General features: G+C 68.7%; 23 protein-coding genes and 1 tRNA gene. 10 read left to right on the forward strand and 14 right to left on the reverse strand.

Annotated elements, in window-relative coordinates; translation table 11 throughout:
• Window positions 1-71 precede the first annotated feature (71 nt).
• The gene (locus KY497_RS14970) at window positions 72-617 is read right to left on the reverse strand and encodes a hypothetical protein (RefSeq protein ID WP_258185730.1); all 546 of its coding nucleotides are present in this window, start codon (window positions 615-617) and stop codon (window positions 72-74) included.
• Between the two features lie 142 nt (window positions 618-759).
• On the opposite strand from KY497_RS14970, the gene KY497_RS14975 reads away from it, so the two are divergent.
• Window positions 760-841, forward strand: a tRNA-Leu gene (locus KY497_RS14975).
• 96 nt (window positions 842-937) lie between these two features.
• The gene (locus KY497_RS14980) at window positions 938-1,717 is read left to right on the forward strand and encodes a DedA family protein (RefSeq protein ID WP_167497391.1); all 780 of its coding nucleotides are present in this window, start codon (window positions 938-940) and stop codon (window positions 1,715-1,717) included.
• Between the two features lie 36 nt (window positions 1,718-1,753).
• Here KY497_RS14980 and KY497_RS14985 read toward each other — a convergent pair whose 3' ends face one another.
• Window positions 1,754-2,563 (reverse strand): Ku protein, encoded by an 810-nt coding sequence (locus KY497_RS14985; protein ID WP_141386254.1) that lies wholly within the window; start codon window positions 2,561-2,563, stop codon window positions 1,754-1,756.
• Between the two features lie 89 nt (window positions 2,564-2,652).
• Here KY497_RS14985 and ligD point away from each other — a divergent pair, with 89 nt between their 5' ends.
• Entirely contained in the window at window positions 2,653-4,605 is a 1,953-nt protein-coding gene (ligD, locus tag KY497_RS14990; protein WP_219869420.1) for a non-homologous end-joining DNA ligase, read from the forward strand.
• Window positions 4,606-4,621: 16 nt separating this feature from the next.
• Here the strand turns inward: ligD and KY497_RS14995 are convergent, their stop codons facing one another.
• The 4 genes from KY497_RS14995 to murI all read right to left on the reverse strand — a co-directional run bounded on the left by KY497_RS14995 (window position 4,622) and on the right by murI (window position 7,870).
• Window positions 4,622-5,542, reverse strand: a complete 921-nt coding sequence (locus KY497_RS14995; RefSeq protein WP_218683094.1) for a cation diffusion facilitator family transporter — start codon at window positions 5,540-5,542, stop codon at window positions 4,622-4,624.
• Between the two features lie 111 nt (window positions 5,543-5,653).
• Entirely contained in the window at window positions 5,654-6,247 is a 594-nt protein-coding gene (gene rdgB, locus KY497_RS15000) for an RdgB/HAM1 family non-canonical purine NTP pyrophosphatase (protein WP_141386257.1), read from the reverse strand.
• A 2-nt stretch (window positions 6,248-6,249) separates the two neighbouring features.
• Window positions 6,250-6,987, reverse strand: coding sequence for a ribonuclease PH (rph, locus tag KY497_RS15005; protein WP_219869421.1), 738 nt, complete (start codon window positions 6,985-6,987; stop codon window positions 6,250-6,252).
• A gap of 52 nt (window positions 6,988-7,039) precedes the next feature.
• A complete protein-coding gene (gene murI / locus KY497_RS15010; protein ID WP_055870948.1) occupies window positions 7,040-7,870 on the reverse strand; it encodes a glutamate racemase in 831 nt (276 codons plus the stop codon).
• Between the two features lie 63 nt (window positions 7,871-7,933).
• Here murI and KY497_RS15015 point away from each other — a divergent pair, with 63 nt between their 5' ends.
• Entirely contained in the window at window positions 7,934-9,259 is a 1,326-nt protein-coding gene (locus tag KY497_RS15015; protein ID WP_055877741.1) for a nicotinate phosphoribosyltransferase, read from the forward strand.
• A gap of 2 nt (window positions 9,260-9,261) precedes the next feature.
• Here KY497_RS15015 and KY497_RS15020 read toward each other — a convergent pair whose 3' ends face one another.
• Genes KY497_RS15020 through KY497_RS16805 form a run of 3 tightly spaced genes read right to left on the reverse strand, consistent with a single transcriptional unit; the run spans window position 9,262 to window position 13,005 of the window.
• Window positions 9,262-9,528: a DUF3039 domain-containing protein gene (locus KY497_RS15020; protein WP_017828506.1), complete on the reverse strand. Its 267-nt coding sequence runs from the start codon at window positions 9,526-9,528 to the stop codon at window positions 9,262-9,264.
• Window positions 9,529-9,568: 40 nt separating this feature from the next.
• Window positions 9,569-11,134, reverse strand: a complete 1,566-nt coding sequence (locus KY497_RS15025; RefSeq protein WP_055870942.1) for a hypothetical protein — start codon at window positions 11,132-11,134, stop codon at window positions 9,569-9,571.
• Window positions 11,110-13,005, reverse strand: coding sequence for an ABC transporter ATP-binding protein (locus KY497_RS16805; RefSeq protein ID WP_258185731.1), 1,896 nt, complete (start codon window positions 13,003-13,005; stop codon window positions 11,110-11,112). The genes KY497_RS15025 and KY497_RS16805 overlap by 25 nt, the downstream gene beginning before the upstream one ends.
• 249 nt (window positions 13,006-13,254) lie before the next feature.
• Between KY497_RS16805 and KY497_RS15035 the strand changes: the two genes are divergently transcribed.
• The 4 genes from KY497_RS15035 (at window position 13,255) to KY497_RS15050 (ending at window position 16,884) form a co-directional block, all read left to right on the forward strand.
• The gene (locus KY497_RS15035) at window positions 13,255-13,947 is read left to right on the forward strand and encodes an NTP transferase domain-containing protein (protein ID WP_218682563.1); all 693 of its coding nucleotides are present in this window, start codon (window positions 13,255-13,257) and stop codon (window positions 13,945-13,947) included.
• 79 nt (window positions 13,948-14,026) lie between these two features.
• Entirely contained in the window at window positions 14,027-14,965 is a 939-nt protein-coding gene (locus KY497_RS15040; RefSeq protein WP_055877737.1) for a hypothetical protein, read from the forward strand.
• 81 nt (window positions 14,966-15,046) lie between these two features.
• The gene (locus KY497_RS15045) at window positions 15,047-16,636 is read left to right on the forward strand and encodes an acyl-CoA carboxylase subunit beta (protein WP_371861287.1); all 1,590 of its coding nucleotides are present in this window, start codon (window positions 15,047-15,049) and stop codon (window positions 16,634-16,636) included.
• A complete protein-coding gene (locus tag KY497_RS15050; protein ID WP_229778879.1) occupies window positions 16,633-16,884 on the forward strand; it encodes an acyl-CoA carboxylase epsilon subunit in 252 nt (83 codons plus the stop codon). Before KY497_RS15045 ends, KY497_RS15050 begins: the two co-directional genes overlap by 4 nt.
• A gap of 349 nt (window positions 16,885-17,233) precedes the next feature.
• On the opposite strand, the gene KY497_RS15055 is transcribed toward KY497_RS15050, so the two are convergent.
• From KY497_RS15055 to KY497_RS15075, 5 genes are all read right to left on the reverse strand, one after another.
• Window positions 17,234-18,433, reverse strand: a complete 1,200-nt coding sequence (locus KY497_RS15055) for an ROK family transcriptional regulator (RefSeq protein ID WP_219870362.1) — start codon at window positions 18,431-18,433, stop codon at window positions 17,234-17,236.
• 319 nt (window positions 18,434-18,752) lie between these two features.
• Window positions 18,753-19,745 (reverse strand): hypothetical protein, encoded by a 993-nt coding sequence (locus KY497_RS15060; protein WP_229778878.1) that lies wholly within the window; start codon window positions 19,743-19,745, stop codon window positions 18,753-18,755.
• Complete coding sequence (locus KY497_RS15065; protein WP_219869422.1) at window positions 19,742-20,977, reverse strand: ATP-binding protein; 1,236 nt, start codon at window positions 20,975-20,977, stop codon at window positions 19,742-19,744. The genes KY497_RS15060 and KY497_RS15065 overlap by 4 nt, the downstream gene beginning before the upstream one ends.
• Window positions 20,967-21,626: a response regulator gene (locus KY497_RS15070; protein ID WP_055870922.1), complete on the reverse strand. Its 660-nt coding sequence runs from the start codon at window positions 21,624-21,626 to the stop codon at window positions 20,967-20,969. The genes KY497_RS15065 and KY497_RS15070 overlap by 11 nt, the downstream gene beginning before the upstream one ends.
• A 40-nt stretch (window positions 21,627-21,666) precedes the next feature.
• Window positions 21,667-22,911, reverse strand: a complete 1,245-nt coding sequence (locus KY497_RS15075) for a class I SAM-dependent RNA methyltransferase (RefSeq protein WP_219869423.1) — start codon at window positions 22,909-22,911, stop codon at window positions 21,667-21,669.
• Window positions 22,912-22,934: 23 nt separating this feature from the next.
• Here KY497_RS15075 and KY497_RS15080 point away from each other — a divergent pair, with 23 nt between their 5' ends.
• The gene (locus KY497_RS15080) at window positions 22,935-23,573 is read left to right on the forward strand and encodes a nucleoside triphosphate pyrophosphatase (RefSeq protein ID WP_055871245.1); all 639 of its coding nucleotides are present in this window, start codon (window positions 22,935-22,937) and stop codon (window positions 23,571-23,573) included.
• A 78-nt stretch (window positions 23,574-23,651) separates the two neighbouring features.
• The gene (locus KY497_RS15085; protein ID WP_055870912.1) at window positions 23,652-25,418 is read left to right on the forward strand and encodes a biotin carboxylase N-terminal domain-containing protein; all 1,767 of its coding nucleotides are present in this window, start codon (window positions 23,652-23,654) and stop codon (window positions 25,416-25,418) included.
• Window positions 25,419-25,441: the final 23 nt, after the last annotated feature.

The raw sequence follows: 25,441 nt of genomic DNA on the forward strand, positions 1-25,441 counted from the left end.
ATGCGAAAGATCCAGCATCTTAGCCGGTCAACCCGCGGGCTCATCGTTTCCCATGTCCTAAGCAAACGACGTCAATTAAGCCCCCAAGAAGCAGATGCTAGAGCCGCAAGCGAGATCGGCGGCGGCCCCAAATAGTCGACTACCGAATACGCAACTCCACCAGTATCGGCGATCGCCACGTGCAGACGGGATCCGTCCGGCAACGAGGCATCCACGAACGGCTGGCTGATATCCACCCGCCGGCCGGTCGACTGCAGCATGCGCTCGACGAGGTCGCGCACCGCGACATCGTCGAGACGAAGGCCCGTCCGCTCGGCCGTGCCCTCTCGCGCGACGTGCACGTGGCCCGTTCCGTTGAGCCAGATCTCCTCGATCTCCGGATCGTCGAGCAGCGGCTGCAGCGCGCCGAATCCGCTGAGCGACGCCATGACCTCTCTCACGCACGCCGCTTCATCGTCGATCAGCGCCTCCCCGCGAGCGAGGGCGAGATCGTCGTGGCGGCGAACCTCGGCGTGGGTGATGCGCCAGGCCGCCTCCGGATCGATCGACGGGTCGATGCCCTCGGCGCGCAGACGCGACCGCACGCGGTCGGCGACAAGGGCGGACGGATGACTCACCCAGGCATCCTCGCAACAATCGCCCTCCGCCCTCCGAAGTTATCCACAGCCGCTCTGGCGCGCCCGAGCGCTCAGGGGGAGACGGACTGCGGGCTGATCCCCAGACAGGCGGTTTCGACGATCAGTAGACTGTTTCCACCGCGCGGGAGTGGTGGAATTGGCAGACACGCAGGATTTAGGTTCCTGTGCCCCAGGGCGTGTGGGTTCAAGTCCCACCTTCCGCACGAGAGACGACGGCATCCTTCTCGGGTCGCCACGACATCGCTCTGTTCTACCGCCGACCATTCACCACCGACGGGACTCCCCCTGTGCTCGAAACCATGCTGCACGCGCCGACCGCTCTCATCCCCTGGCTCGACCCTGCGACGATCATCGGGACCGCCGGGCCGTGGGCACTGCTCGTGGTGTGCTTCATCATCTTCGCCGAGACCGGTCTGCTCGTCGGGTTCCTGCTTCCCGGTGACACCCTCCTGGTGATCGCCGGCCTCCTCTCGCACCCGATCGCGGGCTCCGAGCACGGCGTCTTCGGCATCAACGTCTGGTGGGTCGCACTCCTGATCGGCCTCGCGGCGTTCGTCGGCGGTGAAGTCGGATACGTCATCGGGCATAAGGGTGGACCGGCGGTCTTCGAGCGCAAGGAATCGGGCCTGTTCAGCAAGAAGAACGTCGAACGCACGAACGCGTTCTTCGAGCGCTTCGGCGGCATCACCGTGATCCTCGCGCGCTTCGTGCCGATCGTGCGCACCTTCGCGCCGGTCGCCGCTGGTGTGGGCCATATGCCATGGCGCAAGTACACCCTCTACAACCTGATCGGGGCAGTCCTCTGGGGCTTCGGGCTCACCATGTTCGGCTATCTCATCGGCTTCATCCCGCCGGTCGCCGAGTTCGTGGAGAGCTACATCGACCTGATCCTGTTTGCGGCCGTCGGTGGCACCGCGCTCGTCACCCTGTGGCACTACCTCTCCGAGCGTCACAAGGCCAAGAAGTCCGCTGCGGCAGGCGAAGACGTGGTCACCGACGCCGAGGAGGCACAGGAGCTCGTGCTCGACGCCGACGTCTTCGACCGTTCTCCCGACCTGGACGGCGACGGCAAGCACTGATCGCGCATCGGGGGCCGACTCCTCGGCACCCGATGATCACCCCGCGTTCTTGGCGCGCTCTTCCTTCGACCGCGCCACGCTCGCGCGCAGCGCTTCCATGAGGTCGATGACCTCGCCGCCCTCTGCCGCCTTCTCGGTTTCACCGAAGGTCTCGGCCACGTCGAACGTGTCGCCCGCCTCGATCTTCGCGTCGATGAGGGTGCGCAGTTCCTTCTGGTACTCGTCGACGAACGCCTCGGGGTCGAAGTCCGCCGAGTAGCTGTCGACGAGGGAGGCCGAGAGCTCCAACTCCTTCTTCGAGATCCGCACGTCCTCGTCCAGCGCCGGGAAAGCGGCTTCGCGCACCTCGTCTGCCCACAGGAGCGTCTGCAGCACGAGCACCTTCCCTCGCACCCGGAGCGCGGCGAGGCGGGTCTTCTGCCGCAGGGTGAAGCGCACGATCGCCGTGCGGTCGGTCTGCTCGAGGGTCTTCCTCAGCAGCACGTAGGCCTTCGGCGACTTCGAATCGGGTTCGAGGTAGTACGGCTTGTCGAGTGTGAGCAGATCGACCTGGTCGGACGGCACGAACTCGACCACGTCGATCTCCCGGCTCTTCTCCGCCGGAAGCGCCGCGAGGTCGTCTTTCGTCAGCACGACGGTCTGGCCCTCGTCGACGTAGGCGCGATCGATGTCCGCGTAGGCCACGGTCTCGCCGCACACCTCGCAGGTGCGCTGATAGCGGATGCGTCCGCCGTCCTTCTCGTGCACCTGATGCAGCGGCACGTCGTGGTCCTCGGTCGCGGAGTACACCTTGACCGGGACGTTCACGAGCCCGAACGTCAGTGCGCCCTTCCAGATCGTCCTCATCACACCAGTAGACACCAGCCGCCGCCGTCACGACCAGCCCCTTGACCACCGACGCCTCGACCACGCGGACCCTTGACTACGCTGGCCCCATGGTCACAGAAGGGCAGATCGTGCAGGTCGACGGCCGACGCCTGCGTGTGACCAACCTCGACAAGGTCGTGTATCCCGCGACCGGCACCACCAAGGGCGAGATCATCGCCTACTACACGGCCATCGCTCCGCTCCTGCTCCCCCTCCTCGACGGCCGCCCCGTCACCCGCAAACGCTGGGTGGAGGGCGTCGGGAGCGCGGAGGCCCCGGCTGACTCGTTCTTCACGAAGCAGATCGAACCGGGCGCGCCGTCGTGGATCCCCCGTCAGGCGATCCAGCACTCGGACGGCCCCAAGGAGTATCCCCTCGTCCAGGACGTCCCGACCCTCGTCTGGCTCGCGCAGGTCGCCGCCATCGAACTGCATGTGCCGCAGTGGCGCTTCTCCCCCGAGGGCCTTCCCGGCAAGCCCGATCGGCTCGTGCTCGACCTCGACCCCGGGGAGGGGGTGGGGCTGGAGCAGTGTGCCGAGGTCGCCCGCATCGCCCGCGTCATCCTGTCCGACATGGGGCTCGACCCCCTGCCGGTCACCAGCGGCAGCAAGGGCATCCACCTGTACGCGTCGCTACCCGGCGAGCAGACGAGCGACGAGGTCTCGACCGTCGTCAGAGAGCTCGCGCGGATGATCGAGAACGACCACCCCGACCTCGCCACCAGCGTCATGGCGAAGGCGGTCCGTGGCGGCAAGGTGTTCCTCGACTGGAGCCAGAACAACGGCAAGAAGACCACGATCTCGCCCTACTCGCTCCGCGGCCGTGCGCAGCCCTGGGTGGCTGCTCCTCGCACCTGGGACGAACTCGACGACCCGGGCCTCGCCCAGCTCGACCTCGATCAGGTGCTCGCCCGCGCGGCCGCCGGCGTCGACCCCCTCGCGACGCTCCGCCCGCCCGAGACCGCTCCGCTCCCGCAACCGGCGAAGGCCCGACGCTCCCACCGGTATCCCCAGAGCTCTCCCGCGCCCGCCTCCCCTCCGATCCCGGCATCGGTGGCGCCGATGCTCGCCGAGAACGGCTCCCGCGGGGTCGCCCGCGCTCTGAGCGACCCCTCGTGGGTCGAGGTCAAGTGGGACGGCATCCGCGCGATGGGCACCTGGGCAAACGGGCGGATGCTGCTGCACGCACGCAGCGGAATCGACATCACCGCCCGCTACCCCGAGCTCACAGCCGACGGAGCGCCCTTCCTGCCGGTCGCAGACGCGATCGTCGACGGTGAGATCGTCGCCTTCGACTCCCACGGTCGCCCGAGCTTCTCCCTCCTCCAGAATCGGATGCACCTCACCCGCCCGCGAGAGATCGAGCGCGAGGTGGTGCGCACGCCCATCGTCTACATGCTGTTCGACCTGCTGCGTCTCGACGGACACGACCTCACCGGCATGCCTCTGCGGGAGCGTCGCACACTGCTCGAAGATGTGATCGCCGACCTCGACGCCCCCGTGCAGATCCCTCCCGTGTTCGACGACGTCGACGCGGCACTCGCTGCAAGCCGGGAGTTCGGGCTCGAGGGCGTCGTCGTCAAGGATCCGGTGTCGCGGTACCGCCCGGGGCAGCGCTCCCCCTCCTGGCTGAAGCTCAAGCACACCAGGATGCAGGAGGCGGTGATCGTCGGGATCCGCCCCGGCAAGGGCGACCGGGAGAGCACGCTCGGGTCACTGCTGCTCGCCGTGCCCGACCCGAACCGAGGTGGGGGCGGCCTGCGCTACGTCGGACGCGTGGGGACCGGATTCACCGACCGCATCCTGCGCGATCTGCTCACGCGACTCGAACCGCTGCGGGTGGACGCCGCACCGCTCGACGGAGTACCCGCCCCGGATGCCTCCGACGCCCTCTGGGTGCGGGCGGAAGTCGTCGGCGAGGTCGAGTTCGCGAACTGGACTCCGGACGGCGTGCTCCGTCATGCCCGCTGGCGAGGTCTGCGCCCGGACAAGAGCCCGGACGAGATCTCCGTCGAGGCCTGAGGCTCGATCGAGCAGATCAGGCGTGGTGCGGCTCGCAGTCCGACTGCTCGGCCGGCTCGATCTGGAAGGTGGAATGCTCCACGTCGAAGTGATCGGCGAGGCACGCCTGCATCTCGGTGAGCAGTTGGGCTGAACGGCCGTCGGCGTACAGCGCCGGCTCGATGCTGACGTGGGCCGTGAACACGGGTGCTCCGCGTGTGAGCTGCCAGACGTGCACATCATGCACGCCGACGACGCCCTCGTATCCGAGAAGGTGGGTACGGATCTCGCTCACCGCCGTGCCCTTCGGCGCGGACTCGGCGAGAACCGAGAACACCTCCCGCAGCAGGGCGATGGCCCGAGGGATGATCATCGCCGCGATGAACAGCGACGCGATGGCATCGGCCGGCATCCATCCGGTGACGAGGATGACCACCGCTGCCACGATGACCGCCACAGAACCGATCAGATCGCCCATCACCTCGAGGTAGGCACCGCGCACGTTGATGCTGGTGCGCTGGGCGCGACTCAGCAGCCACATCGACACGGCATTCGCGAGCATTCCCACCACCGCGACGATCAGCATGAGGCCGCCGGCGACCTCGACCTCTCCCGGATCGATCAGTCGCCCGATGCCCTCGATCGCGACCCAGGTCGCGAGGGCGATCAGGATGACGGCATTGATCAGCGCACCGAACACCTCGGCGCGCTGATATCCGAAGGTGCGCCTGTCATCCGCCGGGCGCGCGGCGACGGTGGCGGCGATGAGAGCGATCACGAGGCCGGAGGCGTCCGTGAACATGTGTGCCGCATCGGCGAGCAGCGCGAGAGAACCGGAGAGCAGCGCGCCGATGATCTGGACGAGCATCACCGTCGCGGTGAGGGACAGCGAGATCGCGAGCAGGCGTCTGCTGCTCGCGGAGCGGATGCCGCCGGGGGCGGGTGCGTGATCGTGCATGCCCCCAGGCTAGACCGGGACGACGGCCCGGAAGGCCTGTTCCGGCTAGTCGGGAAGGGTAACGATTCTCAGCTACAGCAGCGGTTTCTCGCGACCGAGAGCCGAGCGCGCTCAGAGCGCGGCGAGCAGCGGAACCAGTTCGGCGAAGGCGCGGGCACGGTGGGACTGCGCCTGCTTCTCCTCGGAGGTGAACTCGCCCACCGACCGCTCCTCCCCTGCGGGCTGACCGTCCGGGACGAAGATCGGGTCGTACCCGAAGCCGCCCGCTCCCGTTGCCGCGTGGGCCAGGTGCCCCGGCCAGCGTCCCTCCACGACCTGCTCACGGCCGTCCGGCAGCACGAGGGCGATCGTGGAGGTGAAGTGCGCGGCCCGGTGCGGGTCGGCGATGTCACGCAGCTGGTCGAGCAGCAGCTCGAGGTTCGCCGCGGCGTCCTTCTTCTGACCGGCCCAATAGGCCGAGAACACCCCGGGAGAGCCGCCGAGAACGTCGACGCAGATGCCGGAGTCGTCGGCGAGAGCCGCGAGTCCGGTGTGAGCGGCGGCCGCCCGTGCCTTGATCAGTGCGTTCTCGGCGAACGTCACGCCGTCTTCGACCGGCTCGGGACCGTCGTAGCCGACGACCTCGAGATCGGGACGGGCCTGCGCCACGATCTGCTGGAGCTCCGCGACCTTGTGCGGATTATGCGTCGCGAGCACGATCCGCATGGTCACCCCCCTGCCAGTGCGGCGAGCTGCGCGCCCTTCAGGTCGGCGCATCCGGCCAGACCGAGCTCGAGCAGCGCGTCGAGCTCCCGCTTGTCGAACGGAGCGCCCTCGGCCGTTCCCTGGACCTCGACGAAGAGTCCGCGGCCGGTGACGACGATATTCATGTCGGTCTCCGCGCGCACATCCTCGACATATGCCAGATCGAGCATGGGCTCGCCATCGATGATCCCCACGGACACGGCGGCGACCGAATCGAGCAGCGGCGTGGACTTCTTGCCGATGAACTTCTTCTCCCGGCCCCACTCGATGGCATCGGCGAGCGCCACGTACGCACCGGTGATGGCCGCCGTGCGCGTGCCACCGTCAGCCTGCAGCACGTCGCAGTCGATCACGATCGTGTTCTCGCCGAGCGCCTTCGTATCGACGACGGCACGCAGGGCGCGACCGATCAGGCGCGAGATCTCATGGGTGCGACCGCCGATGCGGCCCTTGACGCTCTCCCGGTCGTTCCGGCTGTTCGTGGCCCGCGGGAGCATGGAGTACTCGGCCGTGACCCATCCCTTGCCCTTACCGGTCAACCAGCGCGGAACGCCGTTGGTGAAGGAGGCGGTGCACAGCACCTTGGTGCCGCCGAAGCTGATCAGTGCGGATCCCTCGGCGTGCGCACTCCAGCCCCGCTCGATGGTGATCTCACGCAGCTGATCGGTGGAGCGGCCGTCGACGCGGACGATTTCGGACATGTGCTTCTCTCAGGTCGGGGTGGCGGATCGAGTCGGAGCGACTCGATCCGGATTACTCGAAAGCGTTCTCGGGAAGAGTGATCACGCCGGTCTGGACGAGTTGCACGTCGCGGACCTCACGGCCCATCAGACGGTTGGCCAGAGCGGTGAAGTCGTCGGTCGACGCTCCGGTGGCCTCGTAGACGTAGCTCGCGGTGGCATCCGGCGAGGCGAGCAGGTCTCCGCGGACGAGCTGGCGATAGACGTCGCCGGCGGTCTCGTCGTCGCTGGAGACGAGCGTGACGCCCTCTCCCATGACGTAGCTGATGGCGCCGCGAAGGAACGGATAGTGCGTGCAGCCGAGCACGAGCGTGTCGACGTCAGCATCGCGAAGAGGGGCGAGATACTCCTCAGCCACAGCGAGCACCTCCGGAGTTCCGGTGATCCCGGCCTCGACGAACTCGACGAAGCGCGGGCAGGCGGCGGTGAAGACCTGCAGCCTCTCGTTGACCTCGAGCATGTCCTGGTACGCGCGTGAGCCGATGGTGCCGACCGTGCCGATCACGCCGACGCGCCCGTTGCGGGTCGTGGAGACCGCGCGGCGCACCGCGGGACCGATCACCTCGACCACCGGGATGTCGTAGCGTTCACGAGCGTCGCGGAGCATGGCGGCCGAGGCGGTGTTGCACGCGATCACCAGCATCTTCACGCCCTGCTCGACGAGGGTGTCGAGCACCTCGAGAGAGTAGCGGCGCACGTCGGCGATGGGCTTGGGGCCGTACGGCGAGTGCGCGGTGTCGCCGATGTAGACGAACGACTCACGGGGCAGCTGGGCGCGGATGGCCCGCGCCACCGTGAGCCCGCCGACACCGGAGTCGAAGATCCCGATCGGCGCGTCGTTCATGACTCCCCAGCCTACCTGCGCGGGAGCTGCCGCGCGCATCAGGACGCTCACTAAACTGAGCGCATGACCACGTCGACGGCGCTGCTCACCGACCGCTATGAGCTGACGATGCTCGCCGCCTCCCTCCGGGACGGGACGGCATTCCGCCCCAGCGTCTTCGAGCTGTTCTCCCGGCGTCTGTCCGGGGGCCGCCGCTTCGGTGTCGTCGCCGGCACCGGCCGCCTGCTCGGTCTCCTGCGCGACTTCCGCTTCGGTGACGACGAGCTGCGGTTCCTCAGAGACCAGAACGTCGTCGATGCGTCGTCGATCGCTCACCTCGAGGACTACCGGTTCTCGGGAACGATCCGCGGCTATCGCGAGGGTGAGCTGTACTTCCCCGGCTCCCCCATCCTCACCGTCGAGGGCACGTTCGCCGATGCCGTCGTACTCGAGACGCTCGCCCTGAGCGTGCTCAATCACGATTCCGCCGTCGCGACCGCTGCCTCTCGCATGAGCATCGCCGCCGGTGAGCGTCCGCTGGCAGAGATGGGATCACGACGCGCAGCCGAGCGCTCGGCCGTCGCCGCCGCCCGGGCTGCCTACATCGCCGGCTTCGGCGCCACGAGCAACCTCGAGGCCGGGCGAAGCTGGGGCATCCCCACCATGGGCACGGCCGCCCACTCCTGGACGCTGCTGCACGACTCCGAAGAGGAGGCGTTCCGGTCGCAGGTCGAGAGCATGGGCATCGGAACGACGCTGCTCGTGGACACGTACGACATCCGCACGGGCGTCGAGACCGCCATCCGGGTCGCCGGCACGGAGCTCGGCGGCGTGCGGATCGACTCCGGCGACCTCCCCATCGTCGCCGGAGACGTTCGCGCGCAGCTCGACGAGCTCGGGGCGACGTCCACGCGCATCACGGTGACCAGCGACCTCGACGAGTATGCGATCGCCGCCCTGGCCGCATCGCCGGTCGACGCCTACGGTGTCGGAACGTCGGTGGTCACCGGATCCGGGTATCCGACCGCGAGCATGGTCTACAAGCTCGTGGCACGACAGGATGCCACCGGATCCTGGATCGGTGTCGCGAAGGCATCGGCGGACAAGGCGTCGCACGGTGGTCGTAAGGCCGCTTTCCGGACCCTGGTGGACGGCGTCGCCACCGCCGAGACGGTCGTCGTCTCCGATGGTTTCGAAGAGCTCGGCACCGCGGCGGAGCATCCCGACGGCCGCCCGCTGCAGGTGACCTTCGTCGAGGCTGGTGACATCGACTCGAGCTACGAAGGCGTCGAGGGCACGGCAGCCGCGCGGGCGCACCATCTGCGCGTGCGCGAAGAACTCCCGGTGCGCGCTCTCGCGCTCAGCAAGTCCGACCCGGCGATTCCCACCGTGTACGTCGAAGCAGACTGAGGTCAGCCCATCATCGACTCGTAGATCTCCTTGCACGTGGGGCAGATGGGGAACTTCTCCGGGTCGCGGCCCGGGGTCCACTTCTTGCCGCACAGTGCCCGCACCGGCTTGCCGGTGATCGCGGACTCGAGGATCTTGTCCTTCTTCACGTAATGCGAGAAGCGCTCATGGTCGCCCGGTTCGAGATTCTCCTCACGGAGGAGCTCTTCCAGTTCGCGATCAAGCGTTGCCACGCCGCCCTGATCGGGGCTGTCCAGCGGAGTACTCATCCCGTGAGTCTAGCGGCGTCGAATGCCTCGTGGGCGGTCGTCACGCCGTCTCGACGAACTCCATCAGGCGCTCCCCGCTGCGCTCGAAGATGCGACCGCCGATGACCGCCCCCGCGGCCAACACCGCGAGGCCGCCGAGGAGCCCGACCCAGAAGGTCGCCGGGGCGTATGCGGAGCCCTCGAGCATCGTGGCCGCGAACAACCAGATGGTGGGGGCGCTCAGCACGATCGCTCCGAGGAACGCCGCTGCGGGACCGTATGTGCCTCGGGACGTCGGCCGTTGCGGCTGCTGGAACGGGCTGTCACCGGGTCGCGAGACCGCGTACGGGGCGACGACCGAGACGATGCTCGAGATACCCAGAGCGCAGAAGAGCAGGCTCGCGGCCACGCCGCCCATCGGCAGCAGCAGGCTCCAGTTGCCGACGAGGAGGAGCGACAGGGGAACCGCGATCGCGAGCACCGGAATCGCGACGAGAAGGACCGGCACCAGGCGTCCGAGACGGTCGGGAAGACCCCGGACGCCACTGGCCACGTGGGTCCACAGCGCCGTCGAGTCGTAGGCGACGTCGTTGTGCGGCAACCAGCCGAAGAACAGCGCCATCACGGGCACGGGCACGAGCGCTGCGACCTCCAACGGGACACCGGCGACGATGAGCGGAAGCACGGTGAGGACACCGGCCACCGGCACCACGATGATGTTCATGATGTAGCGACGGTCGCGAAGCCAGTAAACGAGGCTTCGAGCCGCGATCGCACCGAAGGCGTTCGACGGCAGCAGACCGAACCAGCCGAGGCCCGTGCGCTCCCTCAGCGTGACCGGACGCTCCGTCGTCGTGAGCAGACGCCGCACGAGCCAGGCCCATGCGATCCCGAGCAGAACGACCGTGAGGACCGCGATGACGCCGCTGACCCACGCCGAGGCGGTCGCCCCGGCTGCGGAGTCGAAGAGGAACGCGGGCGCCGCGGCGAACGGGCTGAAACCGAAGACGCTCGAGAGCGTCGCGAGCGACGGCGGCACGAGGCCGTCCCAGCGGAGCGATCCGAAGAACACCGCGACGGGGAACGCGATCACGATCAGCGCGAGCGCGAACAGCGCCGTGAGCTCTCGGGATCGGCGCTCCGGAAGAAGCAGAGCGTTGAGCGCCATACCGATCCTCGAGACCAGCATCGTCGTGATGACACCGATGATCGTCATCAGCACCGCCAGCGGCCAGGGAGTCCCTGCTCCGATCGCCACGATGCAGACGCTGATGTAGACCGCGAGAAGCGCCAGGCTGGGCACGCTGATGAAAGCGGCCAGCGTGAGCACCCAGGGCATCTGCCGCTCATCGACACCGAAGACCGCGAACCGTCGGGGGTCGAGCTGGTCGACGGCACCGACGAGGATCGGGCCGACGAGGAAGCCGATGAGGAGGGCGGCCCCGCCGAGCACGGTGACTGCGCGTGCCACCGGTACCGGGGCTGCCGCGAGGCTGAACACGGCGATGCACACCACGGCGGTGACGGCGATGACCGCCGCGAGCGAGATGAGCGTCCGGATCCGACGATCGCCGCGCACAGAGCCCAGCAGCAGCGCGAGCCTCAGTCGGAGAACGTGTGCAGCCACTCGAGCCCCTCCACCTCTCCGCTGGAACCGGCGAGCTCGACGAAGCGCGCCTCGAGAGTCTGACCCGCGCGGACCTCGTCGATCGTGCCTTCGGCGAGAACCTCTCCGCCGACGATGATCGCGACGCGTGAGCAGACACGCTCGACCAGATCCATGCCGTGGCTCGACAGGATCACGGTGCCGCCGTGCGAGACGTAGGCGCGGAGGATGTCCAGGATGACCGCCGAGGAGACAGGATCCACCGACTCGAACGGCTCATCGAGCACGAGCACGCGCGGCGAGTGGATCATGGCCCCGGCGAGCATGATCTTCTTCGTCATGCCGGCCGAGTAGTCGGAGACGACGCGGCTGAGGGCATCGCCGAGATCGAATGCTCGAGCGAGGTCGGCGGCGCGCTTCTCGATCACATCCGCCGCGAGACCGCGCAGCAACCCGTAGTAGTAGAGCAGCTGACGACCGGTGAGACGGTCGAAGGTGCGCAGCCGATCAGGCAGCACGCCCATCAGCCGCTTCGCCGCCAGCGGCTGCTTCGCCTGATCGATGCCGCAGATGACGACGCTGCCCGCGTCGGCGCGCAGAAGCCCGGCGACGATCGAGAGTGTCGTGGTCTTGCCCGCGCCGTTGGGACCGACGACCCCGTAGAACGAGCCGGCCGGCACGGTCAGGTCGATGCCGTCGACGGCTCTGTTGTCACCGAACTGCTTGACGAGACCGCGAATGCTGATCGCCTCGCCGGCGGAGCCGGCATCGTGGGGATCCACGGCCCCGGAAGCCGCATCGTCGGACTCCGCCGCCGCCGCGGCGATCTCGACGGAACCATCGGGTTCGACTGCGGCAGCAGCCTCCGCCGGTCCGGCCTCGACGGGTTTGGCCTCGACGGGTTTGGCCTCGACCGGTTCCGAGGCGACGGTCGCTTCCGCGACGGCCGCGGTCTCGACGACGGAGGTCTCGACGACGGCGGGCTCGACGACGGCGGGCTCGACGGCCGCGGTATCGACGACGGTGACCTGCTCGATCGCCGCAGGAGTGGAATCGGCCGTCGGGGTGAGTTCCACTGCGGGAGCCGTCTCGACGGTCACCGACTCGATGACGGGAGTCGCTTCCGGCGCCGCCGTGACGGTGTCCGCCGCGGCCTTCGCCGCCGCATCGGCAGCCTTCTTCGCCGCGGCCTTCTTCGCAGCCGCCGCCTTCGCGGCCGTGGTCTTGGCCGCCGTGGTCTTCGCTGCGGCCGATCGCGCAGTGGACTTGGACGCCGCTGCCTTGGTCGCCGCCGTCCTCGCCGCTGCCGTCTTCGCGGCGGTGGTCTTCGCCGCGGTGGTCTTCGCCGCCGTGGTCTTCGCCGCGGTGGTCTTCGCTGCCGCCGCCTTCGCCGCGGTGGTCTTCGCTGCCGCCGTCTTCGCCGCCGCCGTCTTCGCCGCAGTCGTCTTCGCCGCGGTGGTGGCCTTCGCGGCGGTCGTGTTCTTCGCGGCGGCCGAGCGTGCGGCTGTCGCGCTGCGGGGGGAGCTCGTGGTCGACGACGGCTCACTCGTCTGGCCGGGCATCGCCTTCACGAGCGGTTCCACCACCACTTCCGCTGTCGGCGCCGCCTTCTCCGCAGCAGCCTTCGTGGCTCCGGTCTTCGCCGCGGATGCCTTTGCCGCAGCGGGCTTCCTCGCGGCGGAGGCCGTGGTCGTACGCGTGGTCGCCGGGCGCTTCGCGGCCGGCCTTTTCGCCGCCGGCTTCTTCACAGCGGGCGCGGACGAGGTCTCATCGGCGGTCGCTGCCGCGGTGGGGGTCTGCTTCTTGGCCGGCGCGCGCTTCGCCGACGTCTTCTCTTGCGCGATCTCGGTTTGGTCCACCTGGGCGGTGCGGTCGTCAGGGGAGGCAGTCACCGTCCTACGGTATCAACGGGCGGCTGTACGCCAAGGCCGCCGCGCAATAAACTGCCCTCGGATCGCGCAGATCCGCCGAGATCTCGAGGCGATCGGAACCCTGTGCATCCGGTGTGTAGTCGATCACGAAATGACAACGGGGGCCTCCTCACCCCGCGGTTCCCAGGCGGAATCGATACCATGACAACGGCACGACGAAGTGTCTGGTCGGTTAATCGACCGTGAACACAACTTCCTTTAGGAGCACTCGTGACTCTTCAGACCGTCATCCTCGCCGCCGGAATGGGCTCGCGCCTCGGCCGCGCGCTGCCGAAGCCGCTCACCGAACTGAGCGACGGCCGCACGATCATGGGCCAGCAGCACGACAACATCCGCGCCGCTTTCGGTTCCGACGCCCGCATCACCACCGTGGTCGGCTACCGCGCAGAGACCATCATCGATGAGTTCCCCCAGGTGAACTACGTCCACAACGAACGCTACGACGAGACCAACACCTCGAAGAGCCTGCTGAGGGCCCTCGGTGCGACCGGTCGCAGCGGAGTGCTGTGGATGAACGGAGACGTCGTCTTCGACCCGATGATCCTCGGCCGCGCGCTCGAGTACATCGAGCGCGACCAGTCCTTCGTGACGGTGAACACCTCCAAGGTCAGCGATGAAGAGGTGAAGTACACGGTCACGGCCGAGGGCTTCATCAACGAGCTGTCCAAGACCGTCAAGGGCGGTCTCGGCGAGGCCGTCGGCATCAACTACATCTCGTCCGCACACAAGAAGGCGTTCATGCGTCAGCTGCAGCGCGTCGAGGACCAGGACTACTTCGAGCGCGGTCTCGAGCTCGCGATCGCCGAAGACGGCCTGCTGCTCGAGCCGATGGATGTCTCCGACCTGTACGCGGTCGAGATCGATTTCGCCGAAGACCTGGAGCGGGCGAACCTCTTCGTCTGATCGCCGGTCACGAAAGCCCGGTCCCTCCGAGGGACCGGGCTTTCGGCGTTTTCGCGGACTGGCTCCATAGGATCGCAGCATGGCTCCCAAGGTGCACAAGATCCATTCGCTCCCGGACGACGCCCCGTGGGACAAGGGGGTGCCTCCCACCGGATCGGCGGAGCATCCGATGATGGTGCGCGGCCTCGACCGCGTGCTGTCGATCCAGCGCCCGCTCGTGCTGGCGCACATCCGGAGCATCCGCCTGCGCAATCCGCAGGCCTCGCCGGCCGAGATCATCCGCATCCTCGAGCGTCGCTACCTGGCGGCCGTGACCACCGGTGGAGCCGCGGTCGGCGCGACCGCTGTCGTCCCGGGCATCGGCACGGGTGTCACGCTCGCACTCTCCGGCGTGGAGACGGTCGGCTTCGTGGAGTCCACAGCTCTGTTCGCGCAGTCGGTCGCCGAGGTGCATGGGATCGCGGTCGCGAACCCGGATCGCGCCAGAGCGCTGGTGATGACGCTGATGCTCGGCAAGGAGGGCGTCGACCTGGTCGGACAGCTCGCCGGGCAGGTGGCAGGGCGCGGCGGGAGCAGATCGTCGTACTGGGGCGAGCTCGTCACGAAGTCACTCCCCCGCGCCGCCGTCGGACCTCTCGTCGACCAGCTCAAGAGCATGTTCGTGAAGCAGTTCGCTGCCAAGGGCGGCGCGTCGGTCATCGGCAAGGCCCTCCCGTTCGGGATCGGTGCCGCGATCGGAGGCGCGGGGAACAACATCCTCGGCCGCCGCGTGCTGACGACGTCCCACAAGGCCTTCGGTGCCGCCCCGATCGACCTTCCCCTCGAACTGGAACCCGTACCCGGCGCCGAGAAGCTGGAGTTGCGGATGCTGCGTGGTGCCCGCTACGCCGGCAACGCGGTCGCGGGAGCGGCCGGTACGACCGTCCGCGGGGTGGAGTGGGCGGGACGCAAGGCCCGCTCGATCGGCCGCCGCCCCAAGACCGACCCGGAACTCGAGTCCGGTGAGCCCGAGGGTTGAGCGCACCTCGCCAAAGGATCGGCCGACCCGTTGTGGCGAGCATCCAACAGCCGGAGGCGAGCCGACGATAGGGTGGAATCCGTGACGGACAAGCCCGACCTCTTTACCACCGCCGGCAAGATCGCGGATCTGCGCGCTCGCTATACAGAAGCCGTCGTCGACGCGGAAGCGAAGGCGAAGGAGAAGCAGCACGCGAAGGGCAAGATGACCGCCCGCGAGCGCATCGAGCTGCTCGTCGACCCCGGGAGCTTCGTCGAGTTCGACGAGTATGTGCGCCACCGCACCACGGCCTTCGGCATGGATCGTTCGCGACCGTACGGCGACTCGGTCGTCACCGGCGTGGGCACGATCAACGGCCGCACGGTCGCGGTGTACTCGCAGGACTTCTCGACCTTCGGCGGTTCGCTCGGCGAGGTCGCCGGCGAGAAGATCATCAAGATCATGGAGTTCGCCCTCGCCGGAGGGATGCCCTGCATCGGAATCCTCGACTCCGGTGGCGCGCGCATCCAGGAGGGCGTCGTCGCCCTCGGCAAGTACGGCGAGATCTTCCGCCTGAACACCCGTGCATCCGGCGTCATCCCGCAGATCTCCATCATCATGGGCCCGGCTGCGGGCGGAGCGGTGTACTCCCCCGCCCTCACCGACTTCGTGATCATGGTCGACAAGACCAGCCAGATGTTCGTCACCGGCCCCGACGTGATCAAGACCGTCACGGGCGAGGACGTGGGCATGGAAGAGCTCGGCGGTGCGTACACGCACAACACCCGCTCGGGCGTCGCGCACTACCTCGCCGAGGATGAGGACGACGCGATCGACTACGCGCGCACGCTGCTGAGCTTCCTCCCGGACAACAACATGGCGGAGCTGCCGTCGTACGAGAGCGCCTTCGAGTTCGAGACCACCGACGCCGATCGCACGCTCAACACGATCGTCCCCGATTCGACGAATCAGCCGTACGACATCCACACCGTCATCGAGCATGTCGTCGATGAGGGCGACTTCCTCGAGGTCCAGCCGCTGTTCGCGCCCAACATCGTGATCGGATTCGGACGCATCGAGGGCCGGTCGGTGGGCATCGTCGCCAATCAGCCCTCGCAGATGGCCGGCACCCTGAACATCGAGGCCGGAGAGAAGGCGAGCCGGTTCGTGCGCTTCTGCGACGCCTTCTCGATCCCGATCGTCACGCTCGTGGATGTGCCCGGCTATCTGCCCGGCACCGACCAGGAATGGACCGGAGTCATCCGCCGTGGCGCGAAGCTGCTCTACGCCTACGCAGAGGCCACCGTGCCCCTCGTCACCGTGATCCTGCGCAAGGCCTACGGCGGCGCATACATCGTGATGGGCTCGAAGCAGCTGGGCGCGGATGTGAACCTCGCGTGGCCGACAGCGGAGATCGCGGTCATGGGCGGCCAGGGCGCCGTCAACATCCTGTACCGCGGCGAGATCAAGAAGGCCGAGGAGGCCGGTGAGGACGTCGCCGCCGTGCGCACCCGGCTCGCGAACGAGTACACCTACAACGTGGCGTCGCCCTTCCTGGCGGCAGAGCGCGGAGAACTCGACGGCATCATCGAGCCGGCGAACACCCGCGTCTCGATCGCCAAGGCGCTGCGCGCTCTGCGCGGCAAGCGTGCGGAGCTGCCTCCGAAGAAGCACGGGAACATCCCGCTGTGACCGCGCAGAACGCTCAGGACGGCACACCGGCCCCGGAGACCCCGGAGGCGCCGATGCTCGACATTACCCGCGGGGCGGCCACCGAGGAAGAGCTCGCCGCGCTCATCGCGGTGATCAGCGAGGCCTACGCGACGGAGGCGGCTGCCGCCGTCGCCGACGAGCCGTCCGTATCGGCATGGACGCGGACGCAGCGACCGCTGCGACGCCCGCTTCGTCGCGACATCCCCTGGGGGCGCTTCTCCGGCTGACCGCCGCGCGCAGCTGCGGGACGCAGGCGTCTCGAAGGAATCCGACTACGTCTGCGTGATCCGTGAACCCTCCGCCTCACGAATCACGCAGACGATCGTCGCAGGACCCCCAGCGCCCTGCTCGGCGACGTTCCCCGTCGCCGCCTCGCCCTGCCCTGTGCAGGATGGGGCGTGTTCACCCCGACTCGGACCGGGACCGCTTCCCCCCTGCATGCCACGGTGCCGAGCATGCGGAGAGAGGGCGCAGTTCCGTGATCCGACGATGAGGGAACCCTAAATATTACATCGATTAGACATATACCCGCAAGCCCTGATCCGTCGACGGCAGAGACCGGGACGGCGTCTCGGATCAGCTGTCGAGCAGCAGATCCGAGGCACGGGGACTGAGGACCGAGTCGAGGACCACGCACCCGGCACCCACCGCACCGACGTCGTCCCCCACCACCGTGCCATCGACAGGAAGCGTGCGCACCGCGCGCGTCGCACTGGCACGATCGAGCCTGGCGGGGATCTCCCGCAGGTAAACGTCGGCGAGCCGAGCCCAGAAAGGCCCGCCGAACACGACCCGATCCACGTCGAGCATGTTGGTCAGCGCCGCCGTCAGCACGGTGATGTGCGCAGCCGCCTGTCTCAGCACCCCGACAGCCGCTTCATCGCCCTCGGCCGCTCGCTCGCACAGCCGACTGAATCTCTCATGGACGGCGGCGACGTCGCTCGCCTGGCGGTCGTCGCCGAAGACACCCGAACGCTCCGCCTGTTCGACGATCGCCTGCGGGGTGCAGACGACCTCGACGCACCCGCGGGACCCGCACGAGCAGGAGGGCCCGTCCGGGTCGACGATGATGTGCCCGATCTCGCCGATGTTGTGCGTGCTGCCAGGCACCGCCTCCCCGTCTCTGGCCAGGGCCGCGCCGATCCCGGTGCCGAGGTAGACGAAGACGAACGAGTCGTCGGCCGACTCGCGTCGAGTCCACAGCTCCCCCACCGCGGCAGACGTCGTGTCCTTCTCCAGCACCACGGGCAGCCCGGTGGCGTCCGCCAACACCTCGCGCAGCGGAACACGGTGCCAGCCGACGAGCTTCGGGGGATCGATGACCGTGCCCTTCTCCACGTCGAGCGGGCCGGGGGCCGCGACCCCCACCCCCGCGATCCGCGAGCGATCCACACCCGATCCCACGATCAGGGCGTCGATCGTCGTCGCCATGGCCTCGACGATCCGGTGCGGATCCTCGGCGGGCGTGCGCACGCTCAGGCGTCGAACGATGGCACCCGACAGGTCGAGCAGCACGAATGTCATGAGGGCGGGGTCAAGGTGCACTCCCACCGCGAAGCGGCTGTCTGCGACGAGCCTCAGGGTGACGCGCGGCTTGCCGGGCCCGTTGATCGTGCGCCCGGCCTCCCTGATGAACCCGTCATCGAGGAGCCTCCGGGTGATGTTCGTGACGGTCTGCGCCGAGAGCCGGGTCGCCGTCGCGAGCTCGATCCTGCTCAGCCCCTCGCCGGACTGGCGGATGGCCTCGAGAATCACGGACTGGTTGAAGTCACCCATACGCGGGAGATTGGTGCCACGACGCGTTGCCATCGTCCAATGATCCACCATCGAGGCGGATTCTTGTCCCCCAAAATACCTACAGACAATGTTTGCGCAAGCCATCAGACTGAGGGAGACGCTTCGCGTTCGGCTGGTCTCTCTGTCCCAGGGTAGACAGACGCTGATCGGCCACCAGCGGACGGTTTTCGGGTAACTGTCCGCACGGAGAGGGGCAGGCGGATTCGCCGCCCCTCTCCCACTCTCATCATCCTCGACTCCGGTCGCCTCCCCCGGCCGGGGCCGAGGACGTTCGCGAACCGCGTCAGACGACCGGCATTCAGCGCGGGATCTCGTGCCAGAGGTCGACCGCATCATCGTCGCCGGACGATCGCGAACCGGCGCGGCCGACCACGGTCACCGCGATACGAGGGTCCGGTGACGAGCGGATGATGAGTCGAGACGTCTGCGCCCGGCTGAGCACCACCGCCAGTTCGTCTCGGATCGCTTTGCGACGCGCCTCGTCGATACCGTCGAAGCCGCCCTCATCGAACACGGTGACGACCACGCCGCGCCGTCGCGCCGCCTCGATCGCGTTGCGCACCGCGTCGTTGAGGAGGTCGGCTCCGCGCAACTCGTCGCGCAGCCGCCCCTCGGCGAGACGTGCATCCAGACGCTCCTGATCGTTCAGCGCGCCCCTCGCCGCCACGACCCTGCTGAGGACCGGGCCGGCGACGGCCAGGGCGAACTGCGTGCGAAGACGCCGCTCACGCTGCCGGACCCGCTGCGTGGCGTGCCATGCGGACACCGCCTGCTGGATCTCTGCGAGACGCTCGGTGTCGCGCACCGCCCGGTCCCAGAACATCACGAGCAGTCGCGCAACGGCCACCCACATGATGGAGCCGACCAGCCCGAGGTTGAGCGCCACGACGAAGCCCAGCGACGCGGACGCCGCCACCACGAGCACCACGAGCACGAGCCAGCCGATCAGGGACCGCCGGCGAACGACGCACACGATACCGAGCAGGCCGAGAGCACCGATGTACCAGGTCGCGAAAGGGGCGGTGCGATCCGCCGGTTCGAGCGAGAAGGTGACGAGCACGGGGATCACCGCACTCGCCAGCAACGCGAGGATCGCCGACCACATCGGCATCTTCACCGAGGCGCCGTCGCCGAGGATCGCGATGTTCACGACCACCAGGTACACGGCGATCGCGAGGACCATCAGCAGCGGAGCCGTCGGCTGCTCGATCCACCAGATCCCTCGGGCGACGAAGTACAGTGCGAAACCGACGGCGAGAGAGGTGGCGACGCTGCGCACGGTGCGGTTCACGAGCGCACCCATCCCAGCGTGACGGTGGTGCCGTGCTCGTCGGAGACGATGTCGGCCGTGCCGGCGACGCCCGCCATGCGCGCGAAGATCGACGCGCGGATCCCGAGGCGGTCGGCACCGATCGAGTCGACGTCGAAACCCGACCCGGTGTCCGAGACCGTCACGACGACCCCTTCGTCTGCATGCCCCTCGACGATGATGTGGAGCCCGCGTCCGTTGGCATGCGACACGGCGTTGCCGATGGCCTGCCGCGCGGCGAGCACCAGCGCACGAGCCGCCCGCCCGGGGATGAGGCCGATTCCTCCGCGCTCCTCGACGATCGCGTCGGCACCGAGCTCGGACAGGGCCCGACGCAGCTCGACGACGATCTGCGCCGTGCCGACGGGCTCATCGCTGCCCTCCTGTGCGACGGCGGCCTCGGTGTTCGCAAGGCGGGTGAGAGCCTCCCGCGCCATGGCGACGGCCAGTTCCTCCGCACGCTCACCCTCGGCCCTCTCGGCGGCGATCAGCGCGGCGAGGACGCTGTCATGCATCAAGGCGGACATCGCCGCCCGCTCCTCTTCCGCTGCGGCCGCTGCGGCAGCCGTCGAGTACGAAGCCACCGCCTGCCCCCTGGCCTCGTCCACGCCGGCGGCGACGGAGCGGAACATCCAGCCGAGCGAGACGATGACGACACCGAGGATGAGGGTGAACGACACATCGAACGCGGTCGTTACCCAGAACTCACGGGAGAACTCCCCCTGGACGAGGCGCACGTAGCCGTAGACGAACGGCATCCCGGCAGCCCACGCGAACTGGAGCCACAGCGGGAACGCGAGCATGGCCGCGACGACACCGACGTTGACCAGGAAGAAGATCCAGGGCTGGTCTCCCGCGCCCTTGTCCGAGGGGTCGACGACGGTCGGCCAGGCGGCGAGCGCGAGGACGTAGACCACGGCGAAGATTCCGGAGAAGGTGCGAACGCCCCGACCCACCACACAGGCCAGCAGCATCGCGGCGAGCGGCACGAACACCACGATCAGCGTCACCAGGTGCGCAGGATCCGCTGCGGACAGGGGACCCATCGCGGAGATCAGGGCCTGCGCTCCGAGCACGGCCGAACCGATCGCGACGACGATCGCGAGGATCCGTTCCATGCGCTTGCCGGTGAAGCGCTCGTACGCCGTCTCCGTGCTGCCGGGAGAGGGGATCTTGCTCCAGGCGTCGCGGATGCTCAGCGGCTCAGCGGCCACCGGGTGCCTCGTCAGCCGTGACGATCCCGTCCTCCATCGCTCGGCGCAGGAGATCGACCTTCGTCGGCGCGGGGCGCCCGACCTCGACGTACTTCACGCGGATGCGGGTGATGTTCTCCTTGGCGGTGGAGTAGGCGACGCCCAGCTTCTCGGCGACGGCCTTCAACGGCAGGCCGGTCGCATACAGGCGGAGCACCTCGCGCTCCCGTGTGGCGAGCTGCGCATCGGCGAAGGCGCGGTCTCCGTCGACGGCGCTCGCCCACTCGACGTTGTTGAGGGCCTCGCCCTGCGCCACGGTACGGATCGCATCGAGGACGTCGTCGAGGGCAGAGGACTTGCTCACCACTCCGGCGGCACCGGCAGCGAGCGCCTCGCGCACGGCTGCCGGCCGATCGGCGACGCTGTGGATCACGACGCTCGCACCATCGTTCACGAGGGAGGTCACGTTCTCGGTCACGGTCGTCCCGTCGCCGAGAGTGAGGTCGAGCACGACGACCTCGGCAGGCGCCGCCGCGGTGGCGCGGCGCCATTCGAGGTACGACACGACGGTGCTCCCGGAGAAGACGACGGTCTGCGAGTCACGCGCGCACGCGGCCTCGAGACCGAGGCGAACGGACTCGTGATCGTCGATGAGTGCGACCGTGCTCATCCCCTCAGCCTACTGAGTCCCCCGACGAGCCGAGGATCGCTCACCGGGTGAGCAGCGCGACGACCTCGAAGTGATGCGAGTGCGGGAACAGATCGAAGCCACGAAGGCGGTCCACGTTCCATCCGAGAGTCCGGAAGGTGCCGAGATCGCGGGCGAGGGCCACCGGATCGCACGCGACATACGCGATGGCATCCGGCGCGAGCGCGTGAATCGCCTCGACCACCTGACGACCGGCACCGGCGCGCGGGGGATCGAGGACCACGGCTCCTGTGCGCCCGCGCTTCTGCGTGGCCAGGAAACGATCGACGCGCGCCGTCACCGCATTCACCTCGAGGGGAGCGAGGTTCGCGGCCGCGTGCTGGGTGGCGCGGGCGCTGGACTCGACCGTCACGATGTCGGTGCCGCCGAGATCGGCGAGTGTCGCGGCGAACAGACCGACCCCTCCGTACAGGTCGTAGTGCGACTTCTGCTCGTCGACGTGCCCGTCGAGGATCCCGTAGACGGCGGCATCGAGCACTGAGGCCGCGCGCGGGTGCACCTGCCAGAACCCCGTGGAGTCGACCTGGAAGCGCCGGTCGTTGACCATCTCGTGGATGACCTCGGGAGTGGGCCGCTTGCGGAAGCCCCTCTGCACCCGCGGTGCGCGCTCGGTCTCCTCGCGACGGATGATGCGCACCGTGCCGTCGGCGGGCTCGACGAGTTCGATGCGGCCAGGGGCCTCGCCCTGCAGTGCGAGTGCCGCTTCGGCGATCGCCGGCCGTGCGAGCGGGTGCGAGGTCACGGGGACGACGCGGTGGCTGCGAGCGGCGAATGGCCCGGCCACTCCCGAGTCGTCGACGTGCAGGGTGACGCGTGTGCGCCATCCGAGGCCGTCGCCCGACTCCACGGACTCGATCTCGGGGGCCTCGAGGCCGCTGCCCGCGAATCGGTCCAGCGATTCGGTCAGAACACGCCGCTTGAGCTCGCGTTGGTGGTCCAGATCGATGTGGCCCAGGTCGGCGCCGCCCGGGCGGTCCGCCGGATCACGGGAGACGTCGGCCTCGGCCCACACGTGCGGGCGGCGGTTCTCCGAGGCCTCGAGCACCTCGACGGTCTCCGCCCTCCAGAAGCTGCGGGTCGACGCATCAGCGCCCTCCTGCGGGGCGATCACGCGGGCACGCACGCGCTCACCGGGGATCGCATCGGAGACGAAGACCACGCGTCCCTCGTGGCGGGCGACGAAGGTGCCCCCGTGTGCGATGCCGGTGATGTCGAGTTCGAGCACGTCGGCTGGGGAGGAAGTCATTCTTCGAGGATACGGTGGTGGACATGCGCGTCTGCCTCGCCTCCACCTCCCCCGCCCGACTCATGCTGCTCCGCCAGGCCGGCATCGAACCGCTCACGGTGTCGCCGGATGTGGATGAGGACGCCGTCGCCGCCGCCGCAGAGGCGGAACGAGGCGCACCCCTGCCGCCAGCGGAACTGGTGCTGCTGCTCGCCCGCGCGAAGGCCGCGGCCGTCGCGCACGGTCTCGCCGACGAGGGCACCTTCGACGGCCTGGTGATCGGCGGGGACTCGATGTTCGCCCTCGGCGGGCGGGTGTACGGCAAGCCCTACACCCCGGAGGAGGCGACCAGGCGCTGGCAGGAGATGCGCGGAGCGACGGGCATCCTGCACTCCGGGCACTCCGTGTTCCGGGTCGCTCCCGGCTCAGAGCCCACCGAAGCCACCGCCGTCGCCGAAGCCGCCGTGACGTTCGCGCACGACGTGAGCGACGCGGAGATCGCCGCGTACGTCGCCTCCGAAGAGCCGCTGCACGTGGCAGGGGCCTTCACCGTCGACAGCCTGGGTGGCGCCTTCATCACGCGGGTGGACGGCGACCCCTCGACGGTCGTCGGCATGTCGCTGTCGACCGTCCGCCGCCTGGCGGCCGAGCTCGGTGTCCGCTGGACGGACCTCTGGTCGTAGACTCCCCTCCACGTTTTCTCGACTTTCTTGTGGGGAGTCGTCAAAGGGATCGGGATCGTTCTCGCTAGGCTGGCAAGCATGCCTGCTATCGCCAAGGTGCTCATCGCCAACCGCGGCGAGATCGCCGTCCGCATCATCCGCGCCGCCCGGGACTCCGGAATCGCCTCGGTCGCCGTCTACGCCGACCAGGATCGCGACGCTCTGCACGTCCGCCTCGCCGACGAGGCCTACGCCCTCGGCGGCTCGACCAGTGCCGAGACCTACCTCCAGATCGAGAAGATCCTCTCGATCGCCCGCCGCGCCGGTGCCGACGCGGTGCACCCGGGATACGGGTTCCTCGCCGAGAACGCCGAGTTCGCTCGCGCCATCATCGGTGCGGGGATGACCTGGATCGGCCCGTCGCCCGAGGCCATCGAGGCGCTCGGAGACAAGGTGACCGCGCGTCACGTGGCAGAGAAGGTCGGCGCACCTCTCGCCCCCGGCACTCCCGGTCCCGTGGAAGGCGCCGACGAGGTCATCGCCTTCGCGAAGGAGTTCGGTCTGCCGATCGCCATCAAGGCGGCCTACGGGGGCGGCGGACGCGGCCTCAAGGTGGCGCGTGAGCTCGACGAGGTCGCCGAGCTGTTCGAATCCGCCACCCGCGAGGCCGTCGCCGCTTTCGGACGCGGCGAGTGCTTCGTCGAGAAGTACCTCGACAAGCCGCGTCACGTCGAGACGCAGTGCCTGGCCGACGCCGAGGGCAATGTCGTCGTCATCTCGACGCGCGACTGCTCACTGCAGCGCCGCCACCAGAAGCTCGTCGAGGAGGCCCCCGCCCCCTTCCTCACGCAGGAGCAGAACGACCTCCTCTACTCGGCGTCGAAGGCCATCCTCAAGGAGGTCGGCTACGTCGGCGCCGGCACGTGCGAGTTCCTCATCGGCGCCGACGGCACGGTGTCGTTCCTCGAGGTGAACACCCGCCTGCAGGTCGAGCACCCGGTCTCCGAAGAGGTCACCGGCATCGACCTGGTGCGCGAGCAGTTCCGCATCGCGGCCGGCGGCACCATCGACTACGACGACCCGAAGCCGCAGGGGCACTCGATCGAGTTCCGCATCAACGGCGAAGACCCCGGTCGCGGATTCCTGCCCCAGCCCGGCCCGATCCACGTGTTCAAGACGTTCGGCGGTCCCGGCATCCGGCTCGACTCGGGCGTCACCGCCGGCGACGCGGTCTCGGGTGCGTTCGACTCGCTTCTGGCGAAGATCATCGTGACGGGCAAAGACAGGGCGGAAGCGCTGGAGCGCTCGCGCCGCGCGCTCGACGAGTTCGAGGTCGCGGGGCTCCCCACCGTCATCCCGTTCCACCGCAAGGTCGTGCGCGATCCCGCGTTCACCGCGGAGAACGGCGAGTTCGGCGTCTTCACGCGCTGGATCGAGACGGAGTTCGTCAACGACATCCCCGCGTGGGACGGCGAGCTCGAGGCGCCGACGCCTGCGGAATCGCGTCACACGGTCGTCGTCGAGGTCTCCGGCAAGCGTCTCGAGGTGAGCCTGCCCGATCGCGTCGCGGTCGCGGCCGGCACCGCCGGGCGCCCTGCCGCCGTCCCGCCGTCGCGTCGCAGCCACGCCACCACCGCCAACGCCGGAGCATCCGGTGACGCGGTCAAGTCGCCCATGCAGGCCACCGTCGTCAAGATCGCCGTCGCCGACGGACAGCAGGTCGTCAAGGGCGACCTGGTCGTCGTGCTCGAGGCCATGAAGATGGAGCAGCCGCTGCAGGCGCACAAGGACGGCGTGGTCGGCAACATCAACGCGGACGCCGGCGCCACGGTCTCCGCAGGACACCAGCTGCTCACGATCAGCTGACGCACCGCATCGACGCGAAAGGC

This window comes from Microbacterium sp. PAMC22086 (assembly GCF_019443525.1).
In the GTDB taxonomy this organism is placed as follows: domain Bacteria; phylum Actinomycetota; class Actinomycetes; order Actinomycetales; family Microbacteriaceae; genus Microbacterium; species Microbacterium maritypicum.